Annotated in this window: 17 protein-coding genes and 2 tRNA genes; 3 read left to right on the top strand and 16 right to left on the bottom strand. The window is 66.6% G+C overall.

The window, feature by feature from the left end; all coding sequences use genetic code 11:
• Positions 1-11 precede the first annotated feature (11 nt).
• Complete coding sequence (locus tag OJF58_RS23565; RefSeq protein ID WP_300780302.1) at positions 12-1,541, bottom strand: M81 family metallopeptidase; 1,530 nt, start codon at positions 1,539-1,541, stop codon at positions 12-14.
• Positions 1,542-1,585: 44 nt separating this feature from the next.
• Here OJF58_RS23565 and OJF58_RS23560 point away from each other — a divergent pair, with 44 nt between their 5' ends.
• A complete protein-coding gene (locus OJF58_RS23560) occupies positions 1,586-1,951 on the top strand; it encodes a hypothetical protein (RefSeq protein WP_300780301.1) in 366 nt (121 codons plus the stop codon).
• 3 nt (positions 1,952-1,954) lie between these two features.
• On the opposite strand, the gene OJF58_RS23555 is transcribed toward OJF58_RS23560, so the two are convergent.
• The 3 genes from OJF58_RS23555 to OJF58_RS23545 are packed head-to-tail and all read right to left on the bottom strand — an operon-like array spanning position 1,955 to position 3,838.
• Positions 1,955-2,848: an NAD(P)-dependent oxidoreductase gene (locus OJF58_RS23555; RefSeq protein WP_300780300.1), complete on the bottom strand. Its 894-nt coding sequence runs from the start codon at positions 2,846-2,848 to the stop codon at positions 1,955-1,957.
• A 1-nt stretch (position 2,849) separates the two neighbouring features.
• On the bottom strand, positions 2,850-3,179 hold the full coding sequence (locus OJF58_RS23550) for a DHCW motif cupin fold protein (RefSeq protein ID WP_300780299.1): 330 nt from the start codon (positions 3,177-3,179) through the stop codon (positions 2,850-2,852).
• 35 nt (positions 3,180-3,214) lie between these two features.
• On the bottom strand, positions 3,215-3,838 hold the full coding sequence (locus OJF58_RS23545; protein WP_300780298.1) for an HAD-IA family hydrolase: 624 nt from the start codon (positions 3,836-3,838) through the stop codon (positions 3,215-3,217).
• A 25-nt stretch (positions 3,839-3,863) separates the two neighbouring features.
• Here OJF58_RS23545 and OJF58_RS23540 point away from each other — a divergent pair, with 25 nt between their 5' ends.
• Positions 3,864-4,415, top strand: coding sequence for a GNAT family N-acetyltransferase (locus OJF58_RS23540; RefSeq protein WP_300780297.1), 552 nt, complete (start codon positions 3,864-3,866; stop codon positions 4,413-4,415).
• Here OJF58_RS23540 and OJF58_RS23535 read toward each other — a convergent pair.
• The 11 genes from OJF58_RS23535 to OJF58_RS23485 form a co-directional block, all read right to left on the bottom strand.
• The gene (locus OJF58_RS23535) at positions 4,412-5,035 is read right to left on the bottom strand and encodes a TetR/AcrR family transcriptional regulator (RefSeq protein WP_300780295.1); all 624 of its coding nucleotides are present in this window, start codon (positions 5,033-5,035) and stop codon (positions 4,412-4,414) included. The two genes, OJF58_RS23540 and OJF58_RS23535, sit on opposite strands and share 4 nt — an antisense overlap.
• Positions 5,036-5,156: 121 nt before the next feature.
• Positions 5,157-5,573, bottom strand: coding sequence for a biopolymer transporter ExbD (locus tag OJF58_RS23530; RefSeq protein ID WP_300780294.1), 417 nt, complete (start codon positions 5,571-5,573; stop codon positions 5,157-5,159).
• A gap of 15 nt (positions 5,574-5,588) precedes the next feature.
• Positions 5,589-6,338, bottom strand: a complete 750-nt coding sequence (locus OJF58_RS23525; RefSeq protein WP_300780293.1) for a MotA/TolQ/ExbB proton channel family protein — start codon at positions 6,336-6,338, stop codon at positions 5,589-5,591.
• 13 nt (positions 6,339-6,351) lie between these two features.
• On the bottom strand, positions 6,352-7,122 hold the full coding sequence (locus OJF58_RS23520) for an energy transducer TonB (protein ID WP_300780291.1): 771 nt from the start codon (positions 7,120-7,122) through the stop codon (positions 6,352-6,354).
• A 9-nt stretch (positions 7,123-7,131) separates the two neighbouring features.
• On the bottom strand, positions 7,132-7,839 hold the full coding sequence (locus OJF58_RS23515) for a PepSY-associated TM helix domain-containing protein (RefSeq protein WP_300780290.1): 708 nt from the start codon (positions 7,837-7,839) through the stop codon (positions 7,132-7,134).
• Positions 7,824-8,510 (bottom strand): Fe2+-dependent dioxygenase, encoded by a 687-nt coding sequence (locus OJF58_RS23510; protein ID WP_300780289.1) that lies wholly within the window; start codon positions 8,508-8,510, stop codon positions 7,824-7,826. The genes OJF58_RS23515 and OJF58_RS23510 overlap by 16 nt, the downstream gene beginning before the upstream one ends.
• Positions 8,511-8,524: 14 nt before the next feature.
• Positions 8,525-10,762 (bottom strand): TonB-dependent siderophore receptor, encoded by a 2,238-nt coding sequence (locus OJF58_RS23505; RefSeq protein WP_300780288.1) that lies wholly within the window; start codon positions 10,760-10,762, stop codon positions 8,525-8,527.
• Positions 10,763-10,882: 120 nt separating this feature from the next.
• On the bottom strand, positions 10,883-11,893 hold the full coding sequence (locus OJF58_RS23500; protein ID WP_300780287.1) for a hypothetical protein: 1,011 nt from the start codon (positions 11,891-11,893) through the stop codon (positions 10,883-10,885).
• Positions 11,894-11,921: 28 nt separating this feature from the next.
• Positions 11,922-11,998: transfer RNA gene (locus tag OJF58_RS23495), tRNA-Arg, on the bottom strand.
• A gap of 67 nt (positions 11,999-12,065) precedes the next feature.
• Positions 12,066-12,368: an ETC complex I subunit gene (locus tag OJF58_RS23490; protein ID WP_300780286.1), complete on the bottom strand. Its 303-nt coding sequence runs from the start codon at positions 12,366-12,368 to the stop codon at positions 12,066-12,068.
• 38 nt (positions 12,369-12,406) lie between these two features.
• A tRNA-Pro gene (locus OJF58_RS23485) sits at positions 12,407-12,483 on the bottom strand.
• Positions 12,484-12,567: 84 nt separating this feature from the next.
• On the opposite strand from OJF58_RS23485, the gene OJF58_RS23480 reads away from it, so the two are divergent.
• Positions 12,568-12,975: a DUF2237 domain-containing protein gene (locus OJF58_RS23480; protein ID WP_300780285.1), complete on the top strand. Its 408-nt coding sequence runs from the start codon at positions 12,568-12,570 to the stop codon at positions 12,973-12,975.
• 39 nt (positions 12,976-13,014) lie between these two features.
• Here OJF58_RS23480 and OJF58_RS23475 read toward each other — a convergent pair whose 3' ends face one another.
• A complete protein-coding gene (locus OJF58_RS23475; protein WP_300780284.1) occupies positions 13,015-14,682 on the bottom strand; it encodes a formate--tetrahydrofolate ligase in 1,668 nt (555 codons plus the stop codon).
• Positions 14,683-14,718: the final 36 nt, after the last annotated feature.

Below are 14,718 nucleotides of genomic sequence, written 5' to 3'. Positions count from 1 at the left end.
AAGGAAGCGCCCTACGATGCGCCGTTCCAGGTCGGCCCCATCGGCCGGAGCCTGATGCCCTTGCGCAGGTGCTTGTAGGGCATCTCGGTCGGATCGGTGATGTGCGCGCCGGGCGATTGCACCACCAGGATCGTCTCGGCGATCGGCTGGAAGTCGGCGCGGAAATGGACGGTCGATTTCAGCGCCAGGATCGGCACTTTCGAGGGCTCGACGCCGACGTGGCGGAACATCTCCTGGTCGGCCGCCTGGACGCGCCGGCAGGCCAGTACCGCCGACACGCCGCTCGCCTCGTCGGTCACCAGCGCCATCGGCCCGATCTGGAATTTGGCACCGCCATAGAACGGACCAGTCCCGGTGAACTTGCCGTCGCCCAGCCGGACGACGCGCCAGTCGGCCTCGACCGGCGTCTCGCCGGCATAGCCCACGACCGCGCCGATACCCCGCCGCATGACCTTGCCTTCGCCGGTCTCGAGCGCGGCCCGGGCGGCATCCTCGTCGACGATCATGCCGATCACCGCGCCGTTCGCCTTGTGGCGCATCAGCGCCGCCAGGAGGCCGACCGTGTCGGACGTGCCGCCGGCACCGGGATTGTCCTGCACATCGGCGAGCACGATCGGCTTCGTCGCCTTCTTCGACAGTTCGATGGCGCGCAAGGCCGCGGCGTCCGGATCGAGCAGCTCGCCGGCAAAGGCCTTCTCCTGCGCCTTCACTGCCTGGACGAGACGGTCGGCCGCGGCGTCGACGGTCTCCCTGTCGTGGCCGTAGACCACCAGCGCCGGACCGCATTGGGCGATATCGGCCGGTGGGAAGCCGGGTGTATGGGTGACACTGACGATGCCCTGGTTGTGGCTCTTGCCGCCCGTCTCGAGCTCGCCCACGAGGTCGAAGATGCTCTTGGCCGGCTCGATGAAGGTGCACTGCCAAACCAGCGGGATCAGGAAGTCGAGCTGGCGATAGGCGCGATAGACCGGCCGCCTGTCCTTCAGCAACCGGTCGAGAAGCCCTGCCGCGCGCCGGCCGGTGGCGGCCATGTCGATGTGCGGGTAGGTGCGATAGCCGACCAGGGCGGTCGCGAGCCGCGCCATGTCGGGCGTCAAATTCGCATGATAATCGAGGCTGGCCACGATCGGCAATTCCGTGCCGACGATGCCCCTGATGCGCCGCAACCACTCGCCTTCGCCGTCCTCGGTGTGCTCGGCCACCATGGCGCCGTGCAGGTCGAGATAGATCGCATCGAGCGGGCCGAGCTGCCGAAGATCGGAATCGAACAGCGCCCACATGCGCTCGTAGGCGTCCTTGGTGACGTAGGAAGCCGGTGGGGCCGACGCCCAGGCGAGCGGCACGATCTCATGGCCGAGTTCCGCCAGCCGCTCGACCGCGCCGGCAACGGGAATGTTGAAGCCGGCGACACCGCCGATGAGCTCTTTTCCGCGCAGCAAGGGCGGCCAGGCATCGGCACGCTCGAAGTCGGCCCAAGTGGCTTGTTGCGGTGCAAACGTGTTGGTCTCGTGTTGAAAGCCGCCGACAGCGATACGCGCCATTACGCTCCCCTTCCTATATGCTCTGTGGCGACCATATCACCGTCATGCGCAGAATCCTGCCTGCCCTGCTCGTGTTGGCTGTTTCGGGCTGCTCCATTCCCGAGACGCGCTGGGAGAAGCCCGGCGCCGACGAGAAGGTGGCGGCCGACGACCTCTCGAACTGCCGACGTGCCGCGCAGCAGGAGACGTTCCAGGCCGCCCCGCTCTATGGTTTCGGATATGGATTCGGCCCTCCCTACTGGCGCTATCGCCCCTGGACCTTCTACGAGAGCAACCGCTTCTACACCGAGAATCGCCTCACCGACTTCTGCATGCGCAACAAGGGCTATCAGCTCGTGACGATCGAGCCGCCGCGAACCACGTCGCCCGCGGCGCCGCCTGCCGCACCGCCGGCGACGACCGGCAAGTGAGCCTCAGCTTTCCTTCCGCCCTGTCGCGTCCTCGATCGCCTTGACCAGAACCGGCCAGTACTCCTTGTCGTGGCCGAGCTCCCGGGCGCGCTCCATCAGCTCGCGCGCGACGTCGGCGCCCAGCGCCGGTACGCCGCGTTCCTCGGCCATTGCGATCGCATAGCCGAGATCCTTCAGGGCGTAGACCGTCGAGAAAGCGCGCTCGGGAAAGATGCCCGGCAGCATGGCCTTCATGCCGTGGTTACGCAGCGCGAAGGAGTCGGCCGAGCCCTTCGTCAGCGTGTCGAACAGGATCCTGCCATCGACCCCATGGGCGCGCGCGATGGTCAGCGCCTCGGCAAGTGCGACACCGGTCTGGAACAGGATCATGTTGTTCAGGATCTTGACCGCCTGCCCCGCCCCGGCCCCGCCGCAATGGGTGATCTCGCTCGCCATGTGGCCGAGCAGCGGCTGGATGCGCGCGAACGTCTCGACCGTGCCGCCCACCATGATCGACAGGGTGCCATCGATCGCCGCCTGGCGCGTGCGTGCGACCGGGGCGTCGGCGAAGGCGCAGGACCGGCCCTCGAACTCGGCATAGAGCCGGCGGGCGAGCGAGATCGGAGCCGTGCTGAGATCGACCACCGTGCATCCCAGCGGAACCTTCGCGACCAGCCCGGCTGGGCCGAGGCAAACCTCCTCGACCTCCTTGCCGCCGGGCAGCGAGAGGAAGATCGTGCGGCACTCGGCGACGATCTCGTCGATGGCCGCCGCCTTCACGCCGTCGGCCGCCAGCCGCTCGAGCGGCGCCTTGTCGAGGTCGGCCGCCAGGACAGGCAAGCCGCTCCTGCGGGCGAGATTGCGGCACATCGGCTCGCCCATGGTGCCGACGCCGATGAAGCCGATACGGTCGTTCATGTCAGTCCACGATGAAAAGCTTGGCGCCGACGTCGGTGCGCGAGCGATGGGCGAGATCGCCGTCGGCGACTTGGTAGCTTTGGCCGGGCTTCAGCACGACGGTGCGCCCATCGGCCAACTCGGTGTGCAACTCGCCTTCCAGCACCAGCAGCACATGGCCCTTCTGGCACCAATGGTCGGCCAGATAGCCCGGCGTGTACTCGACCATGCGCACGCGGATGTTGTTGAAGCTGCGGGTGCGCCAATAGGCCTTGCCGGTCTCGCCGGCATGCTCGGTGCGCTCCACGCCGTCCCAGTCGGTCGTGCCGAACGGTATGTCGAACATCAACATCGATGGTCCCTCTTCAGCATCCACTAGCACGGATTTCAGCCCCACTGGGCCAGGGTCTTGGCGAGGCTTTCCGATCCACGATAAAGCATCGCCCGCCAGCCGCAGATGCGGGCGCCGTCGACATTGGCCGCCGCGTCGTCGACGAACAGGATCGACTGCGCGGCGGCCACGCCCATGCGCGCCTGCGCCGTCGTGAAGAACACGCGGTCCGGCTTGCAGACGCCGAGCGCCGCCGAGTAGACGATCTCATCGAAATGCCGGCCGAGCCCGACCGTGTCGCGTAGGTAGGCAACCCGGTGGTGTTCCTGGTTGGTCGCGGCGAAGCAGCGCCCGCCGGTACGCCGCCGCCAGGCATCCGCGAGCGCCAGCACCTCGTGGTCGATGAGGGCATCCTTCTCGAACCAGTAGGCGATGAACTCCTCGAGCCGGTCGGCGAGCCCCTTGCCCTCGAAGTAGCCATGCAGGGCGGCATAGAGATCGAGCCGTCCGCGCAGCACTTCGAGAAAGTCGGGCGTGCGGAAGAATTCGGGCGCCAGCTCCTCGTCATGGCTGATCCCCCAGTCCGCCTTCAGCGTGGCGTACCACGGTGTCGGCGAGCCGGGCTGGCCGAGCGAGACGACGCCATCGATATCGAGAACGAGGACGGGGCTGTTGCTCATGCGACGCCATGCTACAGCAAATCGCATGGACTTGGTCGTCCCCGCGCTCGCTCATCTCGATGCCTACGCCGACGCCCTGCGGCGGGGCTGGTCGGCGGACAACATCCGGCTCGAGGCGGCCGCGCGCGAGGAACTGGAAAGGATCGCCGCCGATCCGCAGGCCTTTGTCGCCTCGCTCGACGATCGGGAGGCCAAGGGAGGCCCCATCACGCTCCCGGACGGATCGAAGGTCGCCCGCCTGCCCGGCTTCCGACGCTGGATGTGGGATGGCGCGTTCTGCGGCTCGATCGGATTGCGTTGGCAGCCGGGCACCGGAGCTTTGCCTTCCTACGTGCTGGGCCATATCGGCTACGCGGTCGTGCCGTGGAAGCGCCGCCGGGGATATGCCACGCGAGCCCTCGCCCTGATGCTCGAAGAGGCGCGGCGCGAAGGCCTGCCCTATGTCGAGCTCACGACCGATCCCGACAACCAGCCGTCACAGAAGGTGATCCTGAGCAACGGCGGCATCCTCGTCGAACGCTTCCGCTCGCCCACCTGCGGCAAGGAAGAGCTGCGCTTCCGGATTTCGCTCGTCTAGGGATCGCCGCCGGCGCGGACCACGGCTTCGACCATGGCCGCCAGCATGGCGAGGCCGCGGGCTTTCAGTGCGCGCGGCGAATCCTCGTCGCCGATCTGGCCTTCCAGCACCAGGGTGATGAAGCCGTGAACCGAGGCCCAGGCAAAATCGGCCATGCGCTGCTGCACCTCGGCGGAAGCCCTGGGGATGACGCCCTCCACTGCCGCGAGGTGCAGATGGTAGGCGGCTTTCGCGGCCGCCTTCAGGGCCGGCGTCTCGAAACGGTTGGCCTCGCGGCTGAACATGAGCTGGAACAGCACCGGATGGGCTGCCGCGAAAGCCATATAGCCGACGCCCTGGGCAACCAGCCGGGCGGCCGGCGACGCGGCCGCCCGCCTCGCCTCGGTCTCCATGGCAACGATGAGTTCCCGGTAGCCTCGGGTGGCGATCTCGGCCAGCAGGTCGTCGATCGAGGCGAAATGATGAGCGGGCGCGGCGTGGGATACCGAGGCGCGCCGCGCACATTCGCGCAGGGTGAAGCCGCGGATGCCGCGTTCCTCCAGCAGCTTGCCGCCGGCGGCCACCAGCGCCTCGCGCAGATCTCCGTGATGATAGGGCCTGGATGATTGCGCTCGTGCCATTGGCTCATCGGCCCATGCGTTCGGGGGCCTGTCAAGAATGCGAGGTTAACTTGCCGCCGCCTAGATTAACCAGCCTGTCAGTCCGGGCAACATCAAGATCCTCACCATTGGCCTCCGCTGGCTACTTCACCGGTTCGCTGACGAACGCCACCTTGCTGAGGCCTGCCTTCGATGCGTCGGCGAGCATCTCGGCCACGTAGCGATAGGGCACGCTCTGGTCCGCGCGCAGGTAGATCTCGGGCTGCGGCCGTTTCTTGCCCTCCTCGACGAAGCGCCCAGCCGCCTCCTCGCGCGTCAGCCGTTCACCGTTCCAGAACAGGCCTCCTGCCGCGTCGATCGCGAACTCGACCTTGTCGGGCTTGTGCACGTCCGCATTGGATGTCGCCTTGGGCAGGTCGAGCTTCACCGCGTTGGTGAGAAGCGGCGCCGTAACGATGAAGATCACAAGCAGAACCAGCACGACGTCGATCAACGGCACCATGTTGATCTCGGCCATGGGCTGCGAGGCTGATTTGCGGTCGAGACTGCCGAACGCCATGATGTCCCTCCTGCCTTAGTTGACGGCCGACAGCGACACGCTGCCCGGCTTCGGTGTGGCGCGGCCCTGGGCCGAGGTCTGCAGGGCGCGACCCATCGACAGGAAGGTCAGCAGCTCGAAGGCAAAGGCATCGAGCTTCGCGGTCAGAACACGATTGGAACGGGTGAGCCAGTTGTAGCCCATGACCGCCGGCAGCGCGACGGCAAGGCCGATGCCGGTCATGATCAGCGCCTCGCCGACCGGCCCCGCCACCTTGTCGAGCATGCCCGACCCGCTCATGCCGATCGCGACCAGGGCGTGGTAGACGCCCCAAACCGTGCCGAACAGCCCGACGAAAGGCGCCGTCGCCCCGATCGTGGCGAGGACGGTGAGGCCGTTATCGAGCGCCGTCGTCTCCTCGTCGAGCACCTTCTTGATGGTGCGGGTGAGGAATTCCTGCTGGCTGCCCGCCTCCTCGAGCTTGGCCGCGCCGAACTTCTCGTGATGCGCCTGGGCATGCAGCGAATGCGCCGTGAGATGGCCGAACGGCTCTTGCACGCCGTGCACGCTGAGCTCGTTCTGAACCGCCTCGAGCGAGGTGGCGCTCCAGAAGAAGTTCAGGAACTTCCGGCTGCGGTTCGTGCGCACGATCTGGCTGATGCCCTTCATGACGATGAGGTACCAGGAGATCGCCGACATCACGACCAGGATCACGAGCAAGACCCGGATGACCAGGTCGGACTGTGTGAGGAAGTGGGCAAAGCCCAAGGCCTGTGTGTCACCCATACTTCACCTTTTTCTACTGCAACACGAATTTGATCGGCACGAGAACCCAGACCGGCTGCGGCACGCCGCCTTCGCTGTACGGCCGGAACTGCGCGGCGCGAACCGCGCTCAGCGCGGACTGGTCGAGCGCCGGATGGCCCGATGATCTTTCGAGCGAGACGCGGCTCGGCCGGCCGGTGGTGTCGATCAGCACGCGGATCGTCGCCACACCCTGCTCGTTGTTGCGGCGCGAGCGCGCCGGGTAGACCGGATTGGGCTTCACGAGAAAGCTCACCTGCGAGGCGCCGACCGTCTTCGGCGTGGCCGGCCGTGTCGGACCGGGCGTCGCTTGCTGCGGGCTTGGCGCGGTTTCCGCCTCCTTCGGCGGATGCGGCTGGGGCGGATGGGGCTTGGCCACTTGAGGCTTTGGCTGTGGCTTGGGCTTCGGCGGCGGCTTGTGAATCGGAAAGGCCGGCGGCGGAAGATCGGGCGGCGGCGGTTGGACCATCGACTCGAGCTCCGGCTCCAGTTCCGGCGGCGGAGTGTCCTCGGGCAGGGGAACATCGATCTGCGGCTGCGGCGGCGCTTCCGCCGAAACCATGCGGACCTCCATGGGCGGTGCGTCGCCCACCACGATCGGCGGCGGATCGATCAAGGTCAGCGCCCAGCCGCCGCCCACATGGAAAAAGACGACAAGCGCCAGCAATCCCGCCCGCGCGGCCGGCGACAGCAGCTCGGGCCGACTGGGCGCGCCGTCCCGACCTGGGCTCGTTGGCGCGCGCGAAGCGGAAGGTGCCGGGGTCATTGCATAGCGTCAGGATTGCAACGGCCAGAGCGCCAGGCCGAGGGTGGCGACCACTGACACGCCGAAAATGGCAATGCCAAGACGGCGGCGACGATTCGTCTCCCACCACAGGACGAGCCCGCTCAGCGACAGGAAGAGCAGACTTCCCGCCAGCGTGTCGACCAGCAGGATCCAGGGGACCGGCATCCCGACCCCCTTGTGGAGGTTGGTGAGGGTCGCGAAGAAGCCGTTCTCCACCGTCCGCACACGCACCGATCCGTTACCCACCCAATATTCGACCTGGACGACGTGGTTCGGGCCGCCGAAGTTGAAGTTCCAGCGTTCGGGTTGCATGAGCGGCCGCCGGCCGCCCTCACCTGTCGCGGTCCGCTCGGCCCATGGCACGGGGCGGGCCCGCTCGATGCGCGAATTGTTGGCGGGTCGGCCGAGCCGCAACGCCTCCTGCAGCCACGCCGCCATCGCATCCGGCGTTCGTGGGCGCGGATCGGGCAATGCAAGCTCGCCATTCATCGTCTTCTGTGCCGGAAGCTGCAGCTTCAGCACGGCGCGGTGATTGAGCCAGATGCCGCTTGCGCCAAAGATCAGGCCAAGCAGGGCGCCCCACAGGCCGAACCAGCCGTGCGTGCGACGCACCCAGCGCACGAATGCCAGCCGGCGATTGATACGCGGCCGGGCCGCTTTCGTGACAGCGGCGTCGGTCGTCAGGTCTCGCTCCATTCGCGCACGAGGTTGTGGTAGCAGCCGATCAGCGATCGACGTGCGGTTTCGTCCGCATTCGTCTGGTTCAGGCGCTGGATCGCTCCGTCCATCTCGTAGAGCATCGCCCGCTGGGCGCCGTCGCGGATCAGGCTCTGCACCCAGAAGAAGCAGGAGGTTCGCACGCCGCGCGTGATCGGCGCCACCTGATGGAGCGTGGTGGCGGGATAGACGACCATGTCGCCTGCGGCCAGCTTGACACTGTGGCGGCCGTGGGTGTCCTCGATCTGCAGCTCGCCGCCCTCGTAGTCCGCCGGATCGGTGAGGAAGAGGGTCGCCGAGACGTCGGTCCTGATCTTGCGGCCGTCGTAGGGATTGATGCGCACGCTGCCATCGACATGTGGCCCGAACTTCATGCCCTCGCCATAGCGATTGAACATCGGCGGATAGACCATGTTCGGCAGCACCGCACTGATGAAGACGGGATTGCGCTCGATCGCCGAGACCACGATGCGCTGGCAGGCCAGCGCCACTTCCGAGCGCTCCTCGATTTGCTGGTTGAACTTTACCGGAGCGCCCTGATAGCCGGCCGTCACGCGGCCGTCGACCCACGCCTCGGCCGCACGGTCGAGGCGTTCGCGCAGACTCACGAGCTGCCCGGCGTCGAGGACGTTGGGTATGCAGACCAACATGGGCGGTGGCGCCGCTACAGTCGATAGTTCAGCGTCAGCATGGCCGTGATGCCCGAACCCGGCACGGCGCGGCCGCCGTCGGACGGGATGAGCTGATCGTAGTACTTGACGTTGAAGAGGTTGAAGACATTCAGGCGAATATCGTAGGTCTCGGCCTTGTACGCGGCCGTCGCGTCGAAGCGCACGAACTCCGGCACATAGGTCGTGTTCTGCGTGTTGACATAGCGGGCGCCGAGATAGGTCGGCCCCCCTCCGATCTCGTACTTGTGGTTGAAGGTGTAGGTCGTCCACAGAGTGGCGGCATCGCGCGGCGTATTGGGCGGCACCGTGCCGGTCAGCGCGCCACCATCGATGACCCGGGCATCCAGATAGGTGTAACCGCCGAACACCTGCCATTCGTCGGTGATCCGGCCGGCGACGCCGGCGCGCACGCCCTTCACCCTCGTCGTCCCGTTGGCCGTGAATGTCCCGTCGCCGTTGGCGACGCGGGCGTTCTGCTTGGTGACCTGGAAGATGGCGCCGGTCAGCGACAGGCTGTCGTTGAACAGGTCGAACTTCATGCCGGCCTCGAGCGACTCGTTGCTCTCCGGCGGCAGCGTCTGGTCGCCCGTGGTGCTCGTCAGTTGCTCGAGCGACGGATTGAACGACGTACTGTAAGAGAAATAGTAGGTCTGCTCGCGCGTCGGCTGGAAGATGATGCCGGTGCGGACGCTGGTGAAGGTATCCGTCTGCTCGCTGTATGGCACCGCCCTGCTGCTCGCGATCGAATTGCCGATCTGGGCCCAATAGACGTCGTAGCGCACGCCGCCGACCAGCTTGAGCTGCGGAATGATCTGCAGCGTGTCGTTGAAATAGACGCCGAACGCCTTTGCCTGCGAGGTGGCGAGATTGCCGGCCACTTCCGGCACGGGCGGACTGTCTCCACCCGACGGATAGAGCAGCGACGTGCAGCCGACGAAACCCGTCCCCATCGCCTGCCCGTTGCACGTGCCGCTGCGGGAATAGGCCTGGTTCTTGTAGCTTTCGTAGCCGAGATCGAAGCCGGCGAGCAGATCGTGCTTGAGCGGCCCGGTGTCGACCTTGGCGTGAAGCTCGGTCTGGCTGTTGAAGGTGATGTCGGTGATGTTGCGATCATGGCTCTGCTGGCGAACCAGCAGGTTCTGGGCGGCCCCGGGGTAGGATGCGACGGGCGTATAGACGCCGGCGGCATTCACCGTGCCGATCGACTGCGGCGCCGTCTCGACGACGTTGGTGTCGACGTAGTTGAACTGCGTCTGGTGGCGGAGCTTCACGTCCTTGTTGAACTTGTGCTCGATCGTGGCGCCGACCATGGCGATGCTCTGGTCGGTATAGTCGCTCGAGAAGCCGTAGGCGTTGTTGAGGTTGACGTCGGCCGGGAGGCCGTTGAGCGGCGGCAGGCCATAGTCCGCATGGTCGTGATTGCGCTGCAGCAGCGCATACAGCGTCACCTCGGTCGGTGTGCCGATGCCGAACTTGTAGGAAGGCGCGAAGCCGAAATCGAGCACTTCGGTCTGGTCGCGCGTCGAGACCTTGCCGACCTGGAACATCATCGGCACGCGAAGCGCCGAGCTTTCGCCGGTCGGCAGGTTGACGTCCGCCGTGCCGCGCACCAGACCGTTGGTCGTGACCGAGCCGCTCACCTCGGTGCTCTTGCGGAGCGAGGGCTTCTTCAGCACCTGGTTGATGACGCCGCCGGTCGAGCCGCGGCCGAACAGCATCGAGGACGGCCCCATCAGGACCTCGATCTCGTCGAGCGCGAAGACGTCACGGTAGTACTGGGCGGGATCGCGCATGCCGTCGATGTAAAGATCGGTCCGCGCGGTGAAGCCGTTCAAGGTGATGTTGTTGCCGATCTGGCCGCCTTCCGCCGCGCCGATCGTGACACCCGGCACCTTGCTCACGGCGGCCGCGAAGGATGTGGCGCCGGTCGACTGCATCAGGGCCTTGTTGATCACGGTGATCGACTGCGGAATGTCGTGAATGTCGCCGCCAACCCGTTCGAGCGACGATGCCGGCGGAGCAAAGTCGTCGCTGGGGCGAGCCCCCGTCACCGTGGTGGTCTGCATCGTGACCGGGGCGCCGGCCGGAGCAGCCGGCTTGGTCTCGGCCGGCGGGGCTGGCGGCGGCTCGGCCGGCGTTGACGGCTGTTGCGCCGCCGCCTCGTGGGAGAAGGCAACAGGCGTTACGAGCAGGCCCATCAAGGCCGTTTTGACCGGAAGATGACGCTTCACGAAGGTCCCCCAAGTGGTGGTCGCCCGGTCAATTCACGCCGGCGACTGCAAATCATTAGCACCTAAATACAGAAGATGCGAATGCTTCGCATTCACTTTTTGGGAGCCAGCCTTGCATTTTCAGTGAGCTTGGCCGGTAGTGGCTCGCTTGACCGCTCTTGCAGCCGAAAACAGGCAGCCCGACCCGACGACCATCAGGACGATGCCGATCCCTAGGGCGGCCTCGATCCGCCAGGATCGCGCCGGTGGATCGTCGACCAGCACCGGCCGGGCCCCCAGCCCCTCGTCCGAGTATCGGATGGGCGTCCGGTGCACCACAAGTTGGCCGTTTTGGGTGATCTTGCTCCAGAAGCGATCGCTCACCGGGACCGGACCTGCATGGCGGACGCGGCCTTGGGCGTCTGTCCAGGAAAGCTGGAGGACATGGGTCTGCCCGCTGGCCGCTGCTGGCACGGTCGTGGCGGACGTGATCTCGGCTGTCGTCTCCACCGCACCCGCCACTGCGGACGTTGCTTCCTGCACGGACCAGGCGCGGAAGGTCAGGGCGACGCCGAGGAGAAGCGCGACGAAGCCGAACGAGGTCCGCCGCAGCGGAAAGGCAGCGGCCGCACCGGCGGCTGTGGAACGAGCGAGCCTGCCCCTGGCGAGCCAAAGGCTGGAGATGCCGAAGCCCAGCCAGGCGGCGACGGCGGCAAGCGCCGACGCCCCGGTCCATTCCTGGAGAGAGGCCAGGCGCCCAACGGCATCGGCATTGATCACCGGCACTGCGTGCGGGTCGTCCAGCGCCTTGCCCGGCACGACCGCCAACCTGACCTGCTCGCCCTGGACAATGGTGCCGGCAAAAGTATCGGTGACGGGCACCTTGCGGAAGACATGCTGCTTGCCGTCCCGGCCCTGCCATTTGACATCGACCGACAGGCTCTGCTCGACGAAACGCGGCCGCCAGCCGTCGAGGGCGAACGGCGCGAGGCGCTGATGCTGCGCGCCCGTAATCTCGAGGAGGACCGGGTAGCCTTCCTCCATGACGCGCTGCATGGTGCGGCGATTGTCCCAGCAGCCGGCCACCACGATGGTCGCGAAGATCGCCAGCAGCAAAAGGAGATTGCGGACCCTCACGGCGCGCAGCGACATCGATTTCGTTCCTCGTCCCGCAGGCAGGTGGCGACCCCGGCGTGACTCGAACACGCAACATCCTGCTTAGAAGGCAGGTGCTCTATCCTGTTGAGCTACGGGGTCGTGACCGAAGAATAGCACGAGACCGACTTGCTCTTGGCAATGGCCCGAGAGCGAGGGGCAATCGGCCTCAATGCGTCCAGCGCCCCACCCTGGTGAAGGCGAAGTTGTCGGCATAGGCCTTGGGACGGACGGTATGGCTGCGCGGCAATTCGACCGAATACTGCCAGCCGTTGCGCTCGGCATGCGCCTTCGCCTCCTCGAGGGTCGGAAACCAGATCTGGATCTGCTGCATGGTGTCGCGCGAGCTGGTCCACCCCATCAGGGGGTCGATCTCCTTCGGCGAAGGCTCGCTCTCCAGCACCCATTCCTTGGTGTTCGCCTGCCCGGACTGCATGGCGCTCTTGGCTGGCTTCAGGATGCGTACCTTCATGAACCCTCATCTCCTTGCCGTTCCGTCGCGCGGACACGTGGTCGGGGCGGCCGGATTTGAACCGACGACCTTCTGCGCCCAAGGCAGACGCGCTACCAGACTGCGCTACGCCCCGCGCCACAAGCACTTGACGGCGCAGCGCTTTTATCAGCGGCCGCGCCGGGTCGAAAGCGCAATTTCCGGGTGGTAGACTGCGGCCATGTTCGACCAAACGCCCGAAGACGGCGGCCGCGGCCGCGCCCCTTCCCTCAACGTCCTGGGCGGCCCGCTACTGCCCTGCTCGGCCGCCCCTCTGACAGGCTTCTACCGTGACGGCTGCTGCAACACCGGCCGCGAGGATGCCGGCCTGCATACGGTTTGCGCGGTCATGACGGCGGAGTTCCTGGCTTTCTCGAAGGCGCACGGCAACGACCTCGGCACGCCGATGCCCGAGTATGGCTTCGCCGGGCTCAAGCCCGGCGACCGCTGGTGCCTTTGCGCGGCGCGCTGGAAGGAGGCGCTCGACGCCGGCAGCGCCCCGCAGGTGGTGCTCGAAGCCACCCACGCGCTCACACTGCACATCGTCTCGCTGGAGGATCTGAAGAAGTACGCCGTCAGGCTCCAATGAACTGACAGCCAGTGCCGACAATTGCACCGGCGTGTCCCGCTAGGACAGGCCGTCGACATCGCCGTCGACGGTGAGGCCGATATGCTCGGCGGCGGGCTTGCGCGGCAGGCCCGGCATGCTGAGGATCTCGCCGGCCATCGCGACGACGAAACCCGCTCCCGCAGAGAGGCGCACTTCGCGAATGGGAAGCGCGTGCCCGGTCGGCGCGCCGCGCAGCGCGGGATCAGCCGAGAAGCTGTATTGCGTCTTGGCGATGCAGACCGGCAGCATGCCATAGCCGGCCGCTTCGAGCGCAGCAAGTCGCCGTTTCGCTGCCGGGGCGATGGCAACCTTGTCCGCCCGATAGATCTCGCGTGCGATCGTCTCGATCTTGGCGCCAAGGGAGAGATCGTCGGCATAGAGCGGCCGGTAGCGGCTCTCGCCCGCATCGAGCGTCTTGACGACTGCCTTGGCCAAGGCGACGGTCCCCTCGCCACCCCGGCTCCAATGCTCGCAAAGATGGGCCTCGGTGCCAGCAGCGCGGCACTTGGCCTCGACCGCCTTGATCTCGGCCGGCGTGTCGCTGGGGAATCGGTTGATGGCGATCAGCACCGGCAAGCCGTATTTGCCGAGATTCTCCACATGGCGCAGCAGGTTCGGAAGTCCGCGCGCGACCGCATCGACATCCTCGTCGTCGAGCGTCTTTTCCTCCGCACCGCCATGGAGCTTCAGGGCCCGTACCGTCGCCACGACGACGGCCAGCTCGGGCACGAGGCCGGCCTGCCGGCATTTGATGTCGAGGAACTTCTCCGCCCCGAGATCGGCGCCGAAGCCCGCCTCGGTGACGACATAGTCGGCCAAGGCAAGGCCGGCGCGCGTGGCGACCACCGAGTTGCAGCCGTGCGCAATATTGGCGAACGGTCCGCCATGAACCAGGACCGGGTTGTTCTCGAGCGTCTGCACGAGATTGGGCTTCACCGCATCCTTGAGCAGCGCGGCCATGGCGGACGACGCCTTCAGGTCGCCGGCCGTGACAGGCTTGCCGTCGCGAGTCTCGGCGACCACGATTCGAGCCAGCCGCTTCTCGAGATCGTCGAGGTCGCGCGCGAGGCAGAGGATCGCCATCACCTCTGAAGCGGTCGTGATGTCGAACCGCGCCTCGCGGGGGAAACCGTTGGCCACGCCGCCCAGGCTCACGACCATGCTGCGCAGGGCGCGGTCGTTCATGTCGAGCACGCGCGGCCAGAACACGCGGCGGCTGTCGATGCCGAGCGCGTTGCCCCAGTGAAGATGGTTGTCGAGCATCGCCGCGAGCAGATTGTGCGCCGTGGTGACGGCATGGAAGTCGCCCGTGAAATGCAGGTTGATGTCGTCCATCGGCACGATCTGAGCGCGGCCGCCGCCGGTCGCGCCGCCTTTCTGGCCGAAACAGGGGCCGAGGCTCGGCTCGCGCAGGACGACGGCGGTCTTCTTGCCCAGCAGGTTCAGCGCGTCGCCGAGCCCGATCGTCGTTGTCGTCTTGCCCTCGCCCGCCTTGGTCGGATTGATAGCCGTCACCAGGACGAGCTTGCCGGGCTTGCGATCCGCCAGCGACTTCAGGAAAGCTGCGTCGAGCTTGGCCTTGTGGCGGCCGTATGGTTCGAGGGCCTCCTCCGGGATATCCAGCCGCCTGGCGACTTCCGAAATGGGCTTCTTGATTGCGCGCCGCGCGATCTCGATATCCGACATTACGCTCCTCACCTTCGGGGGGCGCGACCGTAGCGA

Source organism: Enhydrobacter sp. (assembly GCF_030246845.1).
In the GTDB taxonomy this organism is placed as follows: Bacteria; Pseudomonadota; Alphaproteobacteria; order Reyranellales; family Reyranellaceae; genus Reyranella.
Note: the sequence above shows the minus strand (reverse complement) of the source record. Positions and strands in the feature narration are given on the sequence as shown.

What these genes read in the sequence shown, in the direction of transcription:
- OJF58_RS23535 (WP_300780295.1), bottom strand. Translation starts at nt 5,035, where the DNA reads ATGGCACGAGCGCAATCATCCAGGCCCTATCATCACGGAGATCTGCGC.
- OJF58_RS23490 (WP_300780286.1), bottom strand. Translation starts at nt 12,368, where the DNA reads ATGAAGGTACGCATCCTGAAGCCAGCCAAGAGCGCCATGCAGTCCGGG.
- OJF58_RS23480 (WP_300780285.1), top strand. Translation starts at nt 12,568, where the DNA reads ATGTTCGACCAAACGCCCGAAGACGGCGGCCGCGGCCGCGCCCCTTCC.
- OJF58_RS23550 (WP_300780299.1), bottom strand. Translation starts at nt 3,179, where the DNA reads ATGTTGATGTTCGACATACCGTTCGGCACGACCGACTGGGACGGCGTG.
- OJF58_RS23475 (WP_300780284.1), bottom strand. Translation starts at nt 14,682, where the DNA reads ATGTCGGATATCGAGATCGCGCGGCGCGCAATCAAGAAGCCCATTTCG.
- OJF58_RS23530 (WP_300780294.1), bottom strand. Translation starts at nt 5,573, where the DNA reads ATGGCGTTCGGCAGTCTCGACCGCAAATCAGCCTCGCAGCCCATGGCC.
- OJF58_RS23515 (WP_300780290.1), bottom strand. Translation starts at nt 7,839, where the DNA reads ATGGAGCGAGACCTGACGACCGACGCCGCTGTCACGAAAGCGGCCCGG.
- OJF58_RS23555 (WP_300780300.1), bottom strand. Translation starts at nt 2,848, where the DNA reads ATGAACGACCGTATCGGCTTCATCGGCGTCGGCACCATGGGCGAGCCG.
- OJF58_RS23565 (WP_300780302.1), bottom strand. Translation starts at nt 1,541, where the DNA reads ATGGCGCGTATCGCTGTCGGCGGCTTTCAACACGAGACCAACACGTTT.
- OJF58_RS23540 (WP_300780297.1), top strand. Translation starts at nt 3,864, where the DNA reads ATGGACTTGGTCGTCCCCGCGCTCGCTCATCTCGATGCCTACGCCGAC.
- OJF58_RS23510 (WP_300780289.1), bottom strand. Translation starts at nt 8,510, where the DNA reads ATGTTGGTCTGCATACCCAACGTCCTCGACGCCGGGCAGCTCGTGAGT.
- OJF58_RS23525 (WP_300780293.1), bottom strand. Translation starts at nt 6,338, where the DNA reads ATGGGTGACACACAGGCCTTGGGCTTTGCCCACTTCCTCACACAGTCC.
- OJF58_RS23560 (WP_300780301.1), top strand. Translation starts at nt 1,586, where the DNA reads ATGCGCAGAATCCTGCCTGCCCTGCTCGTGTTGGCTGTTTCGGGCTGC.
- OJF58_RS23520 (WP_300780291.1), bottom strand. Translation starts at nt 7,122, where the DNA reads ATGACCCCGGCACCTTCCGCTTCGCGCGCGCCAACGAGCCCAGGTCGG.
- OJF58_RS23500 (WP_300780287.1), bottom strand. Translation starts at nt 11,893, where the DNA reads ATGTCGCTGCGCGCCGTGAGGGTCCGCAATCTCCTTTTGCTGCTGGCG.
- OJF58_RS23545 (WP_300780298.1), bottom strand. Translation starts at nt 3,838, where the DNA reads ATGAGCAACAGCCCCGTCCTCGTTCTCGATATCGATGGCGTCGTCTCG.